We start from the raw sequence: 16,232 nt of genomic DNA on the forward strand, positions 1-16,232 counted from the left end.
ATGAAACCACTGCTGGATGTGTTGATGATCCTCGATGCCTTAGAAAAAGAGGGCAGTTTTGCGGCGGCGTCGGCCAAACTCTACAAGACGCCGTCCGCTCTGAGTTACACCGTTCACAAGCTGGAAAGCGACCTTAATATTCAATTGCTTGATCGTAGCGGACACCGCGCTAAATTCACCCGCACCGGAAAAATGTTATTAGAGAAAGGGAGGGAAGTTCTGCATACCGTGCGAGAACTGGAAAAGCAGGCGATCAAACTGCATGAAGGCTGGGAAAACGAGCTGGTGATTGGCGTGGACGACACCTTCCCTTTTTCTCTGCTTGCGCCACTCATTGAAGCTTTTTATCAACATCATAGCGTGACGCGCCTGAAGTTTATCAATGGCGTACTCGGTGGTTCCTGGGATGCCCTGACTCAGGGGCGAGCGGATATTATTGTTGGCGCGATGCATGAGCCACCATCTTCCAGTGAGTTTGGTTTCTCGCGGTTGGGCGATCTTGAACAAGTCTTTGCGGTCGCGCCCCATCATCCGTTAGCCCAGGAAGAAGAACCGTTAAACCGTCGTATCATTAAGCAATATAGGGCGATTGTGGTAGGGGATACTGCGCAGGCCGGCGCTTCTACGGCCTCGCAACTTCTCGACGAACAAGAAGCCATTACCGTTTTCGATTTTAAAACCAAGCTGGAGCTGCAAATTAGCGGCCTCGGCTGCGGCTATTTACCCCGTTATCTGGCGCAACGTTTTCTCGATAGTGGCGCGTTAATCGAGAAGAAAGTGGTCGCCCAAACTCTCTTTGAACCTGTCTGGATTGGCTGGAACGAACAGACCGCAGGACTTGCCAGCGCCTGGTGGCGAGACGAGATTTTAGCAAATAGTGCGATCGCCGGTGTTTATGCAAAATCTGATGACGGAAAATCAGCCATTTAAAGAAAAATTATTATGACAAGCCTCTCATTCTCTTGTCATTTCCCCCCCATTTAGGCACAATGCGCCGCTGTCAAAAAATGACTAAAAACCGACGTTTCATCAGCGTCGGTTATTTTTTGCTTCAAACCAATCATTCATACCAAGAGGCCGGGCTTCGTACCGGATAGATATTTACTAAAAATCGACAGTTGTTGTCGCTGAGGAATCCAAAAAAATGGGGCAATTTTTTGCTTACGCGACGGTTATCACCGTAAAGGAGAATGACCATGTCGCATAACGTTACTCCAAACACCTCTCGCGTGGAATTGCGTAAAACGCTTACGTTAGTTCCGGTTGTAATGATGGGTCTTGCCTATATGCAGCCGATGACGCTGTTTGATACATTTGGTATCGTTTCAGGCCTCACGGATGGTCATGTGCCGACAGCCTATGCGTTCGCATTGATTGCGATCCTGTTTACGGCTCTGAGCTACGGGAAGCTGGTTCGCCGCTATCCTTCTGCTGGCTCTGCATACACTTACGCCCAGAAATCCATTAGCCCGACTGTCGGCTTTATGGTGGGTTGGTCTTCTCTGCTCGACTATCTGTTCGCGCCGATGATCAACATTCTGCTGGCGAAAATCTATTTTGAAGCTCTGGTGCCTTCCATCCCATCGTGGATGTTTGTGGTGGCGCTGGTGGCCTTTATGACCGCCTTTAACCTGCGTAGTCTGAAATCCGTAGCGAACTTCAACACTGTAATCGTCGTGTTGCAGGTAGTGCTGATCGCGGTGATTCTGGGCATGGTTGTTTATGGCGTATTTGAAGGTGAAGGCGCGGGTACGCTGGCGAGCACTCGTCCGTTCTGGTCTGGCGATGCGCATGTTATCCCGATGATTACCGGGGCGACAATCCTGTGCTTCTCCTTTACCGGCTTTGACGGCATCAGCAACCTGTCGGAAGAAACCAAAGATGCAGAGCGCGTGATCCCGCGTGCGATTTTCCTGACCGCGCTGATTGGCGGCATGATCTTCATCTTTGCAACTTACTTCCTGCAGCTGTACTTCCCGGATATCTCTCGCTTTAAAGATCCGGATGCGTCACAGCCTGAAATCATGCTGTACGTTGCGGGTAAAGCGTTCCAGGTTGGCGCGCTGATCTTCTCCACCATTACCGTACTGGCGTCCGGTATGGCGGCGCACGCAGGCGTAGCGCGTCTGATGTACGTAATGGGTCGTGACGGCGTGTTCCCGAAAAGCTTCTTCGGTTATGTACACCCGAAATGGCGTACTCCGGCGATGAACATCATCCTGGTTGGCGCGATTGCCCTGCTGGCAATCAACTTCGACCTGGTAATGGCTACGGCGCTGATTAACTTTGGTGCGTTGGTGGCGTTCACCTTCGTTAACCTGTCGGTCATCTCGCAGTTCTGGATCCGTGAGAAGCGTAACAAGACGCTGAAAGATCACTTCCAGTATCTGTTCCTGCCGATGTGTGGTGCGCTGACCGTTGGTGCGCTGTGGGTTAACCTGGAAGAAAGCTCAATGGTTCTGGGTCTGATCTGGGCTGCTATCGGTCTGATTTACCTGGCATGCGTAACCAAGAGCTTCCGTAACCCGGTTCCGCAGTACGAAGACGTAGCATAATCTTACAAACCGGATGACATAATCATCCGGTAAATCTCAAAAAGCCGGAGTTTGTCGCTCCGGCTTTTTTGTTTCAGACGATCTCTTCCGCGTACTGCCAAAGCGCTTTTAACAGCGCCACTTTCTCTTTGTCATCGGCATACTGTTGTGCCAGCATCTGCAATTCATCAGCGTAGCCCTGCAAAAACTCTGGCGTGAAGACCTGGCGGCGGTGCTCAAGCCAGCGTTGCTGCTCGGCATAATCCAGCGTCCCCGGGAAGTTGCGCGCTCGATAATTGAACAACAGTTTTTCAATTCGTTTATCAACAAAAGTGATATCCAGTGCCGGTAAATTACGCGGCTCGGTTTCCAGCACAATTTTCATTGCTGCACGATCGGCGTCACTGAAAAAGCCATTATAAAGCTGTGCATCCACGTTATCTGAAGGCGTAAACGGTTCGGCTTCCGCGAATATCGCCACCACTTTTTCACGCACTTGCGGATTTTCACGCAGAATTTTTAGGTTATCGAGGCAATGCTGACGATTAATTCCCAGTCGGTCGGCATCTTCCGGGCGTAGCGTATTCGCCTGGGCCAGTACCGGACATTTATTGATATGCACCAGCTTAACCGGAACGGCGGCGTTATCGCCAAGATCGGCTTTTGCGGTATATAAACGCTCGCGCAATGTGTCGCTATCCAGCTCCAGTAATGGCGAAATGTCTCCTGCCAAATCCACCATAATTACGGCATTGCGATTTTCAGGATGCCACGCCAGCGGTGCCACCCAGCTGGTATTGCCGCGCCATGCCCCAAACATTCCGGAAACGTGAACCAGGGGTTTCATCTGCGGAACATCAATCAACGCCATCAGTTTGTGTTTATTACGATGGGTAAAGAGATAATCAAACAGGCGTGGCTGACGCGTTTTTACCAGTTTCGCCATCGCAATAGTGGCGTACACATCAGCCATCGCATCGTGGGCGTTGCTATGCTCAATACCATTCGCTTTGGTTAAATGCTCAAGGCGAAAGCTCGGTAGACCGTCATCATTTTCAGGCCAGTTTATTCCTTCCGGGCGCAGGGCATAACAGGCACGCATAACATCCAGTAAATCCCAGCGCGAGTTATCATGCTGCCAGCTCCAGGCGTAAGGATCGTAGAAATTACGATAAAAAACGTTGCGTGTGACTTCGTCGTCGAAACGCACATTGTTGTAGCCCAGAATACAGGTCTTCGGTACGGTAAAAAGCGAGTGAATACGGGCGGCAAACGTGGCTTCGTTTTCTCCTTTCGCCCGTGCTTCCTGCGGGGTAATACCGGTAATTAATACTGCTCCAGGCTGGGGTAAATAGTCATCCGCGGGCTTGCAGTAAAAGACTTCGGGTTCGCCGATGACATTGAATTCGTTATCAGTGCGAATGGCTGCGAACTGTGCAGGGCGATCTAACGCGGGGTGCGTTCCAAAGGTTTCGTAATCGTGAAACAAAAAGGTAGATTGTTGCTTACCGTCATTCATCATTAGGTTAAATCCGTTATTTCTGCTGTCTGCCAGAGTATCAAATATCACCGTGCTAATCAGCTTTAGCGCGACAATTTGGCAGTGAGTGGCAACAGATCATGTCAGATAAAAATGAGATAGTAGTCACATTTTCTTGCACTTTATTCCAGCCAGTTCATAAGTATTTCCGTAAAAAGAACAGCTATTTGAAACACCTGAGGGTTTGCTGTTGAAACGCCGTCTTATTATTGCTGCTTCTTTGTTCGTTTTTAATTTATCGTCTGGTTTTGCGGCGGAAAACATTCCTTTTTCACCTCAGCCTCCAGAGATTCATGCCGGGTCCTGGGTATTGATGGATTACACCACCGGTCAGATTCTCACCGCGGGTAATGAGCATCAACAGCGCAATCCCGCCAGCCTGACAAAGCTGATGACGGGCTATGTCGTGGATCGTGCTATCGATAGTCATCGCATTACGCCAGACGATATTGTCACCGTGGGGCGCGATGCGTGGGCGAAAGATAATCCGGTGTTTGTCGGTTCTTCACTGATGTTTCTGAAAGAGGGCGATCGCGTATCGGTACGTGATTTAAGCCGTGGTTTAATTGTGGATTCCGGAAATGACGCTTGTGTTGCTCTGGCTGACTATATTGCCGGTGGGCAACGGCAGTTTGTTGAAATGATGAACAACTATGCCGAGAAGCTGCATCTCAAGGATACGCATTTTGAAACAGTGCATGGTCTGGATGCACCTGGCCAGCATAGCTCGGCTTATGATTTAGCTGTGCTTTCTCGCGCTATCATCCACGGCGAGCCCGAGTTTTATCATATGTACAGTGAGAAAAGCCTCACCTGGAACGGTATCACCCAGCAAAACCGTAACGGGTTATTGTGGGATAAAACCATGAATGTTGACGGCCTGAAAACGGGTCATACTTCTGGTGCCGGGTTTAATCTCATTGCTTCGGCTGTAGATGGGCAGCGTCGTCTCATTGCAGTGGTAATGGGGGCTGACAGCGCAAAAGGTCGTGAGGAAGAGGCAAGAAAATTACTGCGTTGGGGTCAACAAAACTTTACTACGGTGCAAATTTTGCACCGTGGGAAAAAGGTTGGTACGGAACGCATCTGGTATGGCGATAAAGAAAATATCGCCCTGGGAACGGAACAAGAGTTCTGGATGGTGCTACCGAAAGCCGAAATTCCACATATCAAAGCCAAATATACCCTTGATGGTAAAGAACTCACCGCGCCAATTAGCGCCCATCAGCGGGTAGGGGAAATTGAACTTTACGACCGTGATAAACAGGTGGCGCACTGGCCGCTGGTTACCCTGGAATCTGTCGGGGAAGGCAGCATGTTTTCTCGCCTGAGTGATTATTTCCACCATAAGGCCTGACCTTTCTTTTGCAGCAGACTGGCAGGAGTGCGAGTCTGCTCGCATAATCAACACTCATTCCTTGTGGTTTTAATATTGCAACTATACTGTATATAAAAACAGTGTTAATGGAGGCGTCATGAACTACGAGATTAAGCAGGAAGATAAACGTACCGTTGCAGGTTTCCATCTCGTTGGCCCGTGGGAGCAGACGGTAAAGAAAGGTTTTGAGCAGTTGATGATGTGGGTAGATAACAAAAATATTGTGCCGAAGGAGTGGGTTGCTGTCTATTACGACAATCCAGATGAAACACCCGCCGAAAAATTACGCTGCGACACCGTCGTGACGGTACCGAATAACTTTACGTTCCCCGAAAACAGTGAGGGCGTCATTCTGACCGAAATTTCAGGTGGTCAGTATGCGGTTGCGGTGGCTCGTGTAGTCGGTGATGATTTTGCTAAACCCTGGTATCAGTTCTTTAATAGCCTCTTGCAGGACAGTGCTTATGAAATGTTACCAAAGCCCTGCTTCGAGGTTTATTTGAACAATGGCGCGGAAGATGGGTACTGGGATATCGAAATGTATGTTGCGGTGCAGCCAAAACATCACTAATTCATCTCAGGGCGGTGTGTTAACGCGATGACCACTCTTTTTTTGAAAGCGAAAAGAGTAAGATGCGCCTTTCAAATTTTTCGCTCCTGCCGGGAAATTACACTGTTCCCGGTATGTCCGTCGGATAACTCAGAGGCGCGCCTTCTGGCCGACAGATGTGTTATGAGCGCTTTTAATCTTCATTACGGAGTTTCTGCGTGCGTGCCGATAAGTCATTAAGCCCGTTTGAAATCCGGGTATACCGCCATTACCGCATTGTGCATGGTACTCGGGTCGCGCTGGCATTCCTGCTCACTTTTCTCATTATCCGCCTGTTTACTATCCCGGAAAGCACCTGGCCGCTGGTCACCATGGTGGTGATTATGGGGCCAATCTCGTTCTGGGGGAACGTTGTCCCTCGTGCCTTCGAACGTATTGGCGGTACGGTGTTGGGTTCGATTTTAGGTCTTATCGCTCTGCAACTGGAGTTAATTTCGTTACCGCTGATGTTAGTCTGGTGCGCGGCGGCGATGTTTCTTTGCGGTTGGCTGGCGCTGGGCAAGAAACCGTATCAAGGATTATTGATTGGGGTGACGCTGGCAATTGTTGTGGGTTCCCCGACAGGTGAAATTGATACGGCGTTGTGGCGAAGCGGCGATGTGATCCTCGGCTCTTTACTGGCAATGTTGTTTACCGGTATCTGGCCACAACGGGCGTTCATCCACTGGCGCATTCAACTGGCGAAAAGTCTGACCGAGTATAATCGGGTCTATCAATCTGCATTCTCACCGAACTTACTCGAACGCCCACGTCTGGAAAGCCATCTACAAAAACTGCTGACCGATGCCGTGAAAATGCGTGGGCTGATTGCGCCCGCCAGCAAAGAAACCCGTATTCCCAAATCGATATATGAAGGTATCCAGACCATTAATCGCAATCTGGTTTGTATGCTGGAGTTGCAAATCAATGCATACTGGGCCACGCGCCCCAGCCATTTCGTGTTATTGAACGCGCAAAAACTTCGTGATACCCAGCACATGATGCAGCAAATACTGCTGAGCCTTGTTCATGCGCTGTACGAAGGTAATCCGCAGCCGGTTTTTGCCAATACGGAAAAATTGAACGATGCTGTGGAAGAGCTGCGTCAGTTGCTCGATAACCACCATGACCTGAAGGTCGTGGAAACACCAATCTATGGTTATGTGTGGCTGAACATGGAAACGGCACATCAGCTTGAGTTGCTATCGAATCTGATTTGCCGGGCCTTGCGCAAATAATTCCTGAACTTCAGAATCATCTTGCTGCTGCTTCGATTCAGCAAGGATAAAGGGTATGATAGTGAAAAGGGATAAAAGCATTGTCATCTGCGGCAGCTATGAGTAATGTTGGCCCTAACGAATAGCGGTTGCTTAAACGAATCCGACTCTCACATTATCAGGGGTATAAAAATGGAAACTACCAAGCCTTCATTCCAGGACGTACTGGAATTTGTTCGTCTGTTCCGTCGTAAGAACAAACTGCAACGTGAAATTCAGGACGTTGAGAAAAAGATCCGTGACAACCAGAAGCGCGTCCTGTTGCTGGACAACCTGAGCGATTACATCAAGCCAGGGATGAGCGTTGAAGCAATCCAGGGCATCATCGCCAGCATGAAAGGTGACTATGAAGATCGCGTTGACGATTACATCATCAAAAATGCCGAGCTCTCCAAAGAACGCCGCGATATCTCCAAAAAGCTGAAAGCTATGGGCGAAATGAAAAACGGAGAAGCGAAGTAATTCCTGTTTTATTCAATGAGGGTTGCCCGGCAACCCTCATTGCTCATTGATTCTTATCTGTGTATCACCGTCATCATTCTCATCTGAGAACCTATCGAAATTAGCGACAGCCTTCTTCTGTATGCAGCAAGGCAAAAAGTTCTGTAACTCCATTGTTATTAACCGCACTGGTTACTAACACGCTGTGCGCTCCAGCCTCCCGTAACCAACATTTCACCAAAGATATTTGTTCCATACTGGCTAAATCTGCTTTGGTTACTACTCCAATGACCGGGCGATTCATTGACGAGGTAAAGCCTGGCGAAAAAGGTGACCACGGTGCGTCCGCATTAAGTACCAGCGCGATAATGTCTGCTTCGCAGGCACTGACCAACAATGCACTGTAAAGGCTGCGGTTTTCGAGGTATTCGCCTGGTGTATCAATGGTGGTCGGGGACCAGACGATTGCCTGCGTTTTCTGATAATGAATATTTTCGCCACGCAGACATTGCGTGAGTGACGTTTTTCCGCACTGGCTGGGGCCGATAAGCATCATACGTTGCATAACGTCAGGTCCGCGTAATGGGGCAGGCGGTAAAGCGCATCATTTCACCCAGCGTACGGGTAACCTGGCTAAGTGCATATTCAATGGCAGAAACATCACCAGTCAGCACTACGGCACCGGTAAAACGATCAAGAAAACCGATCTCTACAGCGCCTGATTTTGTGGCGATATCGCATGCGATGATAGATGCTTCGCTGGGGGTAATCGTCAGAATGCCAATAGCAGAAACGGTGTCTGGTAAACCCAATTTCTTAAACAGATCCTTCCCTGGATTGGCGATGACATGTGCCAGCGTGACCTGCTTACCAGGGACATATTCCTGAATCATCCGTTCAGTTGTGTGCTGAGTTGTCATTATCCCTCCACCATCTGACGCCACATGGCTTCATGTGGACGGGCAATCACCGACCGATAGACCAACAAACCTTTTTCTCCCGCACGCTCGCTGGCGACAGAGACCGCGTTATTAACATCTGAAATATCGCCAGCAACCACCATGTAGCATTTACCGCCAATGCCAAAAGCCATATGCACGCGAACAAGAATGACATTCGCAGCTTTGACAGCACAATCGGCAGCGTCAATGCAGGCAGCGACACTCCAGGTTTCGACTACGCCGACAGCCCGGTGCTGTTCAACTTGGTTCAGTCCGCTGATTGCAGAAAGGAGACTGGGATGAATATTCGGCAGGACAAGACTGTCGACCAGCATTTCACCAGCAAGGGAAGCACCGCTGTTGATGGCCTGTTGCACGGCACCCACATCGCCACCGAGTATCAGCAGAAATTTTCCGGGGCATAGCGTTTTGCTGACCAGTAACTCAACGTTTGCGCTTTTCAGCATGGCGTCGCCGGTTTCCATCCCTTTCGCGATACTGCTAAGTTCTAAAATACCTACCGCTTTCGACATCGTTAACCTCTCACAAGCGTAATCGCGTTTTCTGTCACATCGCTGACCATGCCATCAATACTGGCATGAATGGGGGCACCTAATGTGCCGTGTGGAATTTGACCTACACATTGCCCATGAACGACGCGATCGCCTTTTTGTACACACGCAATTGCGCTGGCACCGATGTGCTGGCGTAACAATAATGTCACTTTTTCGGGCTGAGGCACCTGTTCAGACAATGGCGCATCCTGATACCACGGGGTTAAGCCCAGTCTGGTTACCAGCCGTTTTACGGGAATCAGTCGATAATTTGCCATGGGATCTGCAGGATTTAAGGTACCTTCGTAACGGAGATTTTGTGCGCGTAATTCCTGCTTAAGCAGGCGGTTTATGCGCATTGGTGAAATTCCTACCGGACAGGCGACGCTGGCGCAGACGTTGCACTCCGAACAGGTGAGCGCCGTCAGTAACAGTTGTGGCGTAGCGAGCTGTTGGTAGTTAACCGCACGTACTAATAAATGGGGTGCCAGTTCGTGACCGATTAAATGACGTGGGCAGAGATCGGTACACAAGCGGCATTGCTCACAAACAGTTTTCGCGACGGCAAGTACGCTGCGGTCATTCTGCATTCGACGTTGGATCAGTGAATGAGAGTTGGGTAAAACCAGCAAGCCGCCAGTGGTTTTGCTGACTGGTGTGTCGAGCGATGTGATCAAACTTCCCATCATCGGCCCGCCATTGATAAAACCAGGAGCATCCACTGTTGCGCCGCCCGCCAGCGCCAGGACTTCACGTAAAGACATGCCGATGGGGACGGTTACCGTTATTGGTTTCGCCACTGCACCATTAACGGTGAGTGTGCGGCGCGTCACTGGATACTGTTGCTCGACGGCTCTGGCAATATTAAGTACGGTTTGAACATTATTAACCACCACACCGACGTTAACGGGTAATGCAGCGGGTGGAACGCGGCGACCAGTTGCCATCCAGATGGTCAGCACTTCGTCTCCTGCGGGGTAAACGTCGGGCAAAATATGCAGGCGGATATCCGGTGGTAATAGGGGGGTGAGTGCGTTTATTGCCAGTTGATATTTCTCTTTCAGCGCGATGATTCCGCTACTGGCCCCGGTGGCTTTCATCGCATAGTGAACACCGCGAAGCAGGCGGCTGGCTTGCTGCGCCATTAACTGTTGATCCACTTTCAACATGGGTTCGCATTCCGCCGCATTCACCAGGAACGTGTCAACACGCGCTTGTAGCTTAATATGGGTTGGAAAACCTGCGCCGCCAGCACCCACGACACCTGCTGCTTGTACTCGCTCGCGGATGGTCTGGTCGTCGCAGGAGGTTAATCCGACATTCATAACAACTCCTCGAGCAGTTCTGCAATCGCGGAAGCATCAGCCGCACGCGGGTTGGTACGCAACGTTGCATCCGCCAGTGCCGCCTGAACCATATCTGGTATGCGAACTGACCATTCTGCTTTTTTTTCTTTCAGCGCATTGGTAAGAGTCGGCAGCGTACAGGTTGTTTTAAGCTGCTCAATATGTTGAATAAGTGCATTCAGGCTGGCGGTGTCATTGGCGTTGTCCGGGCATAAATGGCACGTTTTCGCCAGCCGGGCGTAGCGTTTGGCTGCGCGCGGATCGCCAGCATTAAAGCGGATAACCGCCGTGAGCAGGAGCGCATTCGCCAGGCCGTGTGGCAGATGAAACTGTCCGCCGAGTTGATGAGCAATTGCATGGTTTAATCCCAGTCCAGCCTGGCTAAAGGCCATTCCTGCAAGTGTCGATGCATTATGCATTTTGCCACGGGTGGCGAGACAATCGCCTTTCTTCACTGCAGTGGGCAGGTATTGAAAAACAATTTGCACGGCTTTTTCGACCAGTGCATCCGTGAAGTCGCTGGCGCGAGGAGAAACATAAGCTTCAAGCGCATGGGTTAAAACATCCATCCCGGTATTGGCCGTTATCGCCGGTGGCACGCTGACGACCAGAGATGGATCAAGGATCGCGATATCCGGATAAAGTGCATTATCGAAAAGGGGATATTTAATCCCTTTCTCAGGATCGCTGATGACACAAGCACTGGTCACTTCGGAACCGGTACCGCTGGTGGTAGGAATGGCTACGCAGGTTTCAATTTCAATGCCACACTGGCGACCGAACCAGACAATCGCTTTTGCGGCGTCCAGGGCAGAACCGCCGCCAAAACCGATAACCACATCCGGGCGTAAAGTCTGCATTTGCGCAATGCCTTTCACCACGGTCTGGATAGTTGGGTCGGGCGTTATTTCGCTAAAAATACTAAGACGATTACTGTCGGGCAGCGCCTGATGCAACGTGTTAATGAGTAGTGAGCGTTCCAGAAAGACGTCGCAAATAATCCAGATGTGTTTATGAGAGAAACGGCTAAGTACCTTGAGACTTCCCGGTCCGCTGTATAAACGCGTCTGCAGTGAAAAAGTATTCATTTCCGTTTCTCTAGCGAATTGAAAAGCCGCTGGTTAACACGCAGCGTCGTGAGCGGGCAAAAGTCCGTGCTGACGTTGTCCCTTCTCCGGTCGGTGTAGCAATGGTAAAGGTCGTAAAGCCTTCGCCGCCGACGCCAATACCCGCCCAGGAGGGGCCGTTTTTGACAAAGATTGAGGTTTGCATAACGCGCGCGGCAAGGTTGAGCCGTGAGACGTTCTGCGAGTGCATAATTGCCGTGTGGTGCAAGCCGTCTTCCACTTTCAGCGCCAGGGTGAGAGCGCTGTCAAAATCGTTGACCTTCACAATGGGCAGCATTGGCATCAGTTGTTCACACGTAACCCAACTATCACCGGCGTCAACAACAGCAATCAGTAGGCGCGGCGCTTTTGCGGGCAAAGGGAGGCCCGCTGCTTCCAGCAAGGCTGATGGGCTTTTCCCAACCAGTTTTTTGTTGGCGCTACCGTCTGGCAGGCAAATTGCACGCAATTTCTCCGTTTGTTCATGGTTAAGAAGAAGTGCGCCAAAGCTTTGCATCTGTTGAATTAAATACTCTGCCACTGATGCCACGACAATCAGGCTTTTTTCAGCGATACACGGCAGGTTGTAATCAAATGAAGCGCCGTTGATGATATCTTCGGCGGCTTTCACAATATCCGCCGTTTCATCGACGATACACGGAGGGTTACCCGCTCCGGCACCAATCACTTTCTTGCCACTTTTCATTCCCATGGCGACGATCCCCGGACCGCCGGTAATCGCCAGAACGCTGATTTTAGGGTGCGCCATCATCTGTTCGGTAGCAGCAAAGGTCGGTTCAGATACGGTAACGATCAGGTTATGAATGCCACTACAGCGAAACGCGATGTCTTCGATTATGGTAATCAGTTTTAACGAAACGTTTTTGGCTCCCGGGTGTGGACTGAAGTAGACGCTATTACCTGCTGCCAGCATGCTGATGCTGTTGTTAATGATGGTTTCCGTGGGGTTGGTGCTTGGCGTGACCGAGCCAATAACCCCAAACGGGGAGTATTCAAACAAAACCATGCCACCATCACCGGTTAGTGCAGTGGTGGTTAAATCTTCAATTCCTGGCGTGTTATCGAGTGCCGCTTTGTTTTTTAGGTACTTATCTTCTTTATTTCCCATCCCCGTTTCTTTGGCGCTTTCTTCTGCCAGTTCGGTAAGGCGGGGCATTAATTCTTCGCGAATGGCGCTGATAATGGCGCTACGGGTTTTAAGCGGGCACTGTTGAAAGCGTAAAAAGGCCTGGTGTGCTGCGCAGACCGCTTCATCAACAGTCTGGAAAATAGCGTTTCTTTGCGCTCGTTGCGTAGCGGGGGCAAGCTGCTCACGCAGAATATTGCGGATCAGTGTTTCTAATTCAGAGTTATTCATTGGTTTACTCCCACGTTAATTGCCGCCATTGCGCTTTGGGCAATATCCATGTCTTGTTCAACGCTACCGCCGCTGATGCCAAGCCCGCCAAGCAATTTTCCGTCACGCCAGAGGGGGAAGCCGCCACCAAAAGTGACGACTTTGCCTTGCATATGGCTTTCGAGCCCGTAAAGCGGCGCGCCGGGTTGCACGGTATCAGCAAGTTTGTGGGTTGCCGTTTTCATCGCCACGGCAGTCCAGGCTTTTTTCGGTGCCAGTTCACTGCTGACCAACAGGGCATCAGGCATCCGCCAGGTAACACTTTCTGTTCCGTTGGCATCAACAATGCTGATGACAACGGGAATATGCAGTTCATCTGCGCGCATTGCCGCACTACGAATGAGCTGGTGAAGATCCTGAAAAGTGAGCGGCATTGTGCGTTCCTTCAATGCTGGTGTGTGGTTGGCTTCGTGATAACGTTTTGTGATTTCCTGAATCATCAGGTTTTGATGAGCAACGTTGTCCTCCACGCGGGCGAGGGCATACAGGCAATCGGAAAGTCGGTTGATATAGTGCAGCAAAACATTCCGGACGGTGGTTTCCGTTGTCAGTTCAACCAGACGTCTTTCAGCCCGTCGAGCCACCGTGCGGGCGAAATGCATGCGGCTTGCAGCTTCACATCGCCCAGGCAGAATGAAGCTGTGAACCGGAGGGACGGCGTTCATTGCGCTATCGATCGCGTTTTCCAGCGCGGCAATTTCTTCTGTACCGATGTAACGCTGCTGCGCTGACGGCTGTTCGCTTTCACTGGCGAGTTCGGCGCTAAACCAAAATATCTGTTGTTGAATGGCTTCCAGTAAGATGCGATGGCTTTCGATGGCGGTGGCGCAATAACACAGACTGAGTGTCGCGTTCAGTTCATCCAGCGTGCCATAGGTTTCGACACGTAGATGAGTTTTGCTGACGCGCTGTCCGGTAAATAAAGACGTACTTCCTGAATCACCTGTTCGGGTATAAATTGCCATCTTTCAGCTCCTTAGCGCGAAAGCGTATCGACAATACCGACCACTGCCAGGTCGATGGCTTCGTTAGGGCCGGAAAACACATGTCTGGCGCTGGAACCACTGCTGAGGAGTACCAACTCACCAACGCCTGCGCCGACGGAATCAACGGCAACTTCGTCGCCGGTTAATGGCGTGAGAGGCAGTTCGCCGTCAGCACTGACCCGGCGAACCAGCAGCAGTTTTTTCCCGATCAGAGAAGGTGATTTTTGCGTGGATACTACCGCGCCAGTGACTCGAGCCAGATGCATAGGTTACTCCTGCCTGATTAACTGAATATTTCGGGTAATTGCCGCTTCACGAGCCAGTGCGGTCACACAACATTTTCGCTGTAACACCAGTATTCCCGAGCTTAACTGTGCAATATCGGCATAACTTAAAAGTCGATCACGATGAAGGTAGATCGGTTGCCCTTGCTCGTCGCACCAGCTTAGCGGTAGACGGGCGAGAGTCTTCAATTCAATGGCGTTCAGGAAATGACGCTGCAACGACAATTGAATGTGCAATCCCCAGGCTAACGCTTCGTGTATCTGAATTGCTGCTCGATCTGACGTTTTGTTCTCCGCAAGTTGTCGTAACAACGGCAGATCGACATATCGGATTTGTAATGATGCATACTGATGAACTATCTCTTGAACGCTGGCGTCTCGCAGTTGAAAAACAGTCAGCACGAGTGTTTTTCCCGCACGTTGTTTAAGGCGAAAAACCACTTCGTCAACAATACGTTGCATCAGCATGTTATTCATGGCACTGACACCAGTGTGGCAAAAACGTCAGGGCTATCAGCCCCTGCGGCGTTGGCTTCATCGGTATCAATATGCATTTCAAGACGCATATCCGGAGAGACGCGAACAGCGACGTTTTCGAATATCAGTCGTCGCTCATCACCTTTAATGGCAACCGCCACTTTATCGCCATGCGTAACGCCATAAATCAGGGCATCCAGCGGAGACATATGAATATGCCGTTGCGCGACAATGACGCCAGATGTGATCTCCAGTTCCGCAAATGGGCTTATCAAACGAATCCCTGGAGTGCCGCTGAGATCGCCTGACATGCGTAGCGGGGCGGTGATCCCTAACGTTCTGGCGTCCGTACGGGAAATTTCCACCTGGCTTGCATTGCGTAGCGGCCCCAACAAGCGAACGTTGTGCAATTTACCTTTTGGTCCCTCCAGCGTAACAAACTGTTCAGCAGCGAATTGGCCAGGTTGCATTAACAGCTTTTTCTCGCTAATCGGTTGTTCAGGAAAAAGACGCAAATAATCCGCTGTTGAAAGATGAATATGACGACTGGAAACACCCAGAGGGATAGGGCGCTCGCGCATCTCATCCAGAATCTGGCTCACTGTTTCCTGCAAGGTTTGTTTATCCACTGTTACTCCCCTCGCTTATTGGCGTGCAGGCAAAGTGAGCGGGGCTCACCTTTTTGCCGCTGACATGCCGGGTCAAGACACAAATTACAACTGATAATCTCTGAGATGACGGTTGTTGCTGGTGTTTCGCTTGTTTCAACCGTCACAGTCAATGCTTCAGTTGTGTGGGGCAGAATGCCGTCTCCCGGACGGGCAATCACTTTGTGTGCGACGAGGCCATTTCGCTGTCCGGCGAAACTGGCTCCCGTCGCGATCGCCGCATTAACCGAGGCGACGTCACCGGTGATTTTGATGAGCGTCCAGCCTGAGCCATTGGTCTTCTCAAGGCCAACCAGCGTGATGGACGCGGCTTTTGCCATAGCATCTGCGCAACTGATGGCGAGTGCCAGACCACTGACTTCAAGTAATCCCAGTGATTGCTTCACGCTGTGCTCCTTAGCGAATGGGGTTATGCTGATTTAGGTAAAATAGCCTCAACATCACTGTGTGGGCGCGGGATGACATGGCAGGATTTCACTTCGCCAACGGCGCTTGCGGCGGCGCTTCCTGCATCAACGGCGGCTTTTACTGCGCCAACATCGCCACGGACCATCACCGTAATCAGACCCGAACCAATCTTTTCATAGCCAACCAGCTGCACGTTGGCGGATTTAACCATGGCATCTGCAGCTTCAATTGCGCCAACTAACCCTTTTGTTTCAACCAGTCCTAGTGCGTTGTTCATACTGCGTTT

Annotated in this window: 20 protein-coding genes; 7 read left to right on the top strand and 13 right to left on the bottom strand. The window is 50.6% G+C overall.

What is annotated here, in order from left to right; translation table 11 throughout:
* The 3 genes from ACJHX7_RS11630 to plaP all read left to right on the top strand — a co-directional run bounded on the left by ACJHX7_RS11630 (nucleotide 1) and on the right by plaP (nucleotide 2,555).
* On the top strand, nucleotides 1-930 hold the full coding sequence (locus tag ACJHX7_RS11630; protein ID WP_000803363.1) for a LysR substrate-binding domain-containing protein: 930 nt from the start codon (nucleotides 1-3) through the stop codon (nucleotides 928-930).
* Between the two features lie 214 nt (nucleotides 931-1,144).
* On the top strand, nucleotides 1,145-1,207 hold the full coding sequence (yoeI, locus tag ACJHX7_RS11635) for a membrane protein YoeI (RefSeq protein WP_010723108.1): 63 nt from the start codon (nucleotides 1,145-1,147) through the stop codon (nucleotides 1,205-1,207).
* Complete coding sequence (gene plaP, locus ACJHX7_RS11640) at nucleotides 1,197-2,555, top strand: putrescine/proton symporter PlaP (RefSeq protein ID WP_000019197.1); 1,359 nt, start codon at nucleotides 1,197-1,199, stop codon at nucleotides 2,553-2,555. The genes yoeI and plaP overlap by 11 nt, the downstream gene beginning before the upstream one ends.
* A 73-nt stretch (nucleotides 2,556-2,628) precedes the next feature.
* Here the strand turns inward: plaP and sbcB are convergent, their stop codons facing one another.
* Nucleotides 2,629-4,056 carry an exodeoxyribonuclease I gene (gene sbcB / locus ACJHX7_RS11645; protein ID WP_000980568.1) on the bottom strand — a complete coding sequence of 476 codons (1,428 nt, stop codon included), beginning with the start codon at nucleotides 4,054-4,056 and terminating at the stop codon, nucleotides 2,629-2,631.
* A 208-nt stretch (nucleotides 4,057-4,264) separates the two neighbouring features.
* On the opposite strand from sbcB, the gene dacD reads away from it, so the two are divergent.
* From dacD to ACJHX7_RS11665, 4 genes are all read left to right on the top strand, one after another.
* Nucleotides 4,265-5,431 (top strand): serine-type D-Ala-D-Ala carboxypeptidase DacD, encoded by a 1,167-nt coding sequence (gene dacD, locus ACJHX7_RS11650; RefSeq protein ID WP_001296209.1) that lies wholly within the window; start codon nucleotides 4,265-4,267, stop codon nucleotides 5,429-5,431.
* 118 nt (nucleotides 5,432-5,549) lie between these two features.
* A complete protein-coding gene (sbmC, locus tag ACJHX7_RS11655) occupies nucleotides 5,550-6,023 on the top strand; it encodes a DNA gyrase inhibitor SbmC (protein ID WP_094029869.1) in 474 nt (157 codons plus the stop codon).
* A gap of 197 nt (nucleotides 6,024-6,220) precedes the next feature.
* Complete coding sequence (locus ACJHX7_RS11660; RefSeq protein WP_001200890.1) at nucleotides 6,221-7,279, top strand: FUSC family protein; 1,059 nt, start codon at nucleotides 6,221-6,223, stop codon at nucleotides 7,277-7,279.
* A 171-nt stretch (nucleotides 7,280-7,450) separates the two neighbouring features.
* Nucleotides 7,451-7,780, top strand: a complete 330-nt coding sequence (locus ACJHX7_RS11665) for a DUF496 family protein (RefSeq protein WP_000450409.1) — start codon at nucleotides 7,451-7,453, stop codon at nucleotides 7,778-7,780.
* Nucleotides 7,781-7,880: 100 nt separating this feature from the next.
* On the opposite strand, the gene ACJHX7_RS11670 is transcribed toward ACJHX7_RS11665, so the two are convergent.
* From ACJHX7_RS11670 to pduJ, 12 genes are read right to left on the bottom strand one after another with little or no spacing between them, the layout of a single operon-like run.
* Nucleotides 7,881-8,324, bottom strand: coding sequence for a EutP/PduV family microcompartment system protein (locus ACJHX7_RS11670; protein ID WP_094029870.1), 444 nt, complete (start codon nucleotides 8,322-8,324; stop codon nucleotides 7,881-7,883).
* 4 nt (nucleotides 8,325-8,328) lie between these two features.
* Nucleotides 8,329-8,679, bottom strand: a complete 351-nt coding sequence (pduU, locus tag ACJHX7_RS11675; RefSeq protein ID WP_000211397.1) for a propanediol utilization microcompartment protein PduU — start codon at nucleotides 8,677-8,679, stop codon at nucleotides 8,329-8,331.
* Complete coding sequence (gene pduT, locus ACJHX7_RS11680) at nucleotides 8,679-9,233, bottom strand: propanediol utilization microcompartment protein PduT (protein WP_094029871.1); 555 nt, start codon at nucleotides 9,231-9,233, stop codon at nucleotides 8,679-8,681. The genes pduU and pduT overlap by 1 nt, the downstream gene beginning before the upstream one ends.
* Before the next feature lie 2 nt (nucleotides 9,234-9,235).
* Entirely contained in the window at nucleotides 9,236-10,579 is a 1,344-nt protein-coding gene (locus ACJHX7_RS11685; RefSeq protein ID WP_094029872.1) for a 4Fe-4S dicluster domain-containing protein, read from the bottom strand.
* A complete protein-coding gene (locus ACJHX7_RS11690; protein ID WP_094029873.1) occupies nucleotides 10,576-11,688 on the bottom strand; it encodes a 1-propanol dehydrogenase PduQ in 1,113 nt (370 codons plus the stop codon). Before ACJHX7_RS11690 ends, ACJHX7_RS11685 begins: the two co-directional genes overlap by 4 nt.
* Before the next feature lie 10 nt (nucleotides 11,689-11,698).
* Nucleotides 11,699-13,084: a CoA-acylating propionaldehyde dehydrogenase PduP gene (gene pduP, locus ACJHX7_RS11695; RefSeq protein WP_094029874.1), complete on the bottom strand. Its 1,386-nt coding sequence runs from the start codon at nucleotides 13,082-13,084 to the stop codon at nucleotides 11,699-11,701.
* The gene (gene pduO, locus ACJHX7_RS11700) at nucleotides 13,081-14,088 is read right to left on the bottom strand and encodes a two-domain cob(I)yrinic acid a,c-diamide adenosyltransferase PduO (RefSeq protein ID WP_001029513.1); all 1,008 of its coding nucleotides are present in this window, start codon (nucleotides 14,086-14,088) and stop codon (nucleotides 13,081-13,083) included. Before pduO ends, pduP begins: the two co-directional genes overlap by 4 nt.
* Nucleotides 14,089-14,099: 11 nt before the next feature.
* A complete protein-coding gene (gene pduN, locus ACJHX7_RS11705) occupies nucleotides 14,100-14,375 on the bottom strand; it encodes a propanediol utilization microcompartment protein PduN (protein WP_000549827.1) in 276 nt (91 codons plus the stop codon).
* Between the two features lie 3 nt (nucleotides 14,376-14,378).
* Complete coding sequence (gene pduM, locus ACJHX7_RS11710) at nucleotides 14,379-14,870, bottom strand: microcompartment protein PduM (RefSeq protein WP_001061900.1); 492 nt, start codon at nucleotides 14,868-14,870, stop codon at nucleotides 14,379-14,381.
* Nucleotides 14,867-15,499 (bottom strand): phosphate propanoyltransferase, encoded by a 633-nt coding sequence (locus tag ACJHX7_RS11715; protein ID WP_094029875.1) that lies wholly within the window; start codon nucleotides 15,497-15,499, stop codon nucleotides 14,867-14,869. The genes pduM and ACJHX7_RS11715 overlap by 4 nt, the downstream gene beginning before the upstream one ends.
* Nucleotides 15,500-15,501: 2 nt before the next feature.
* Nucleotides 15,502-15,924 carry a BMC domain-containing protein gene (locus ACJHX7_RS11720; RefSeq protein WP_000814165.1) on the bottom strand — a complete coding sequence of 141 codons (423 nt, stop codon included), beginning with the start codon at nucleotides 15,922-15,924 and terminating at the stop codon, nucleotides 15,502-15,504.
* A 23-nt stretch (nucleotides 15,925-15,947) separates the two neighbouring features.
* Nucleotides 15,948-16,223 carry a propanediol utilization microcompartment protein PduJ gene (pduJ, locus tag ACJHX7_RS11725; protein ID WP_001057752.1) on the bottom strand — a complete coding sequence of 92 codons (276 nt, stop codon included), beginning with the start codon at nucleotides 16,221-16,223 and terminating at the stop codon, nucleotides 15,948-15,950.
* Nucleotides 16,224-16,232 lie beyond the last annotated feature (9 nt).

Source organism: Escherichia sp. WS1451, assembly GCF_046487365.1.
Lineage (GTDB): Bacteria > Pseudomonadota > Gammaproteobacteria > Enterobacterales > Enterobacteriaceae > Escherichia > Escherichia coli.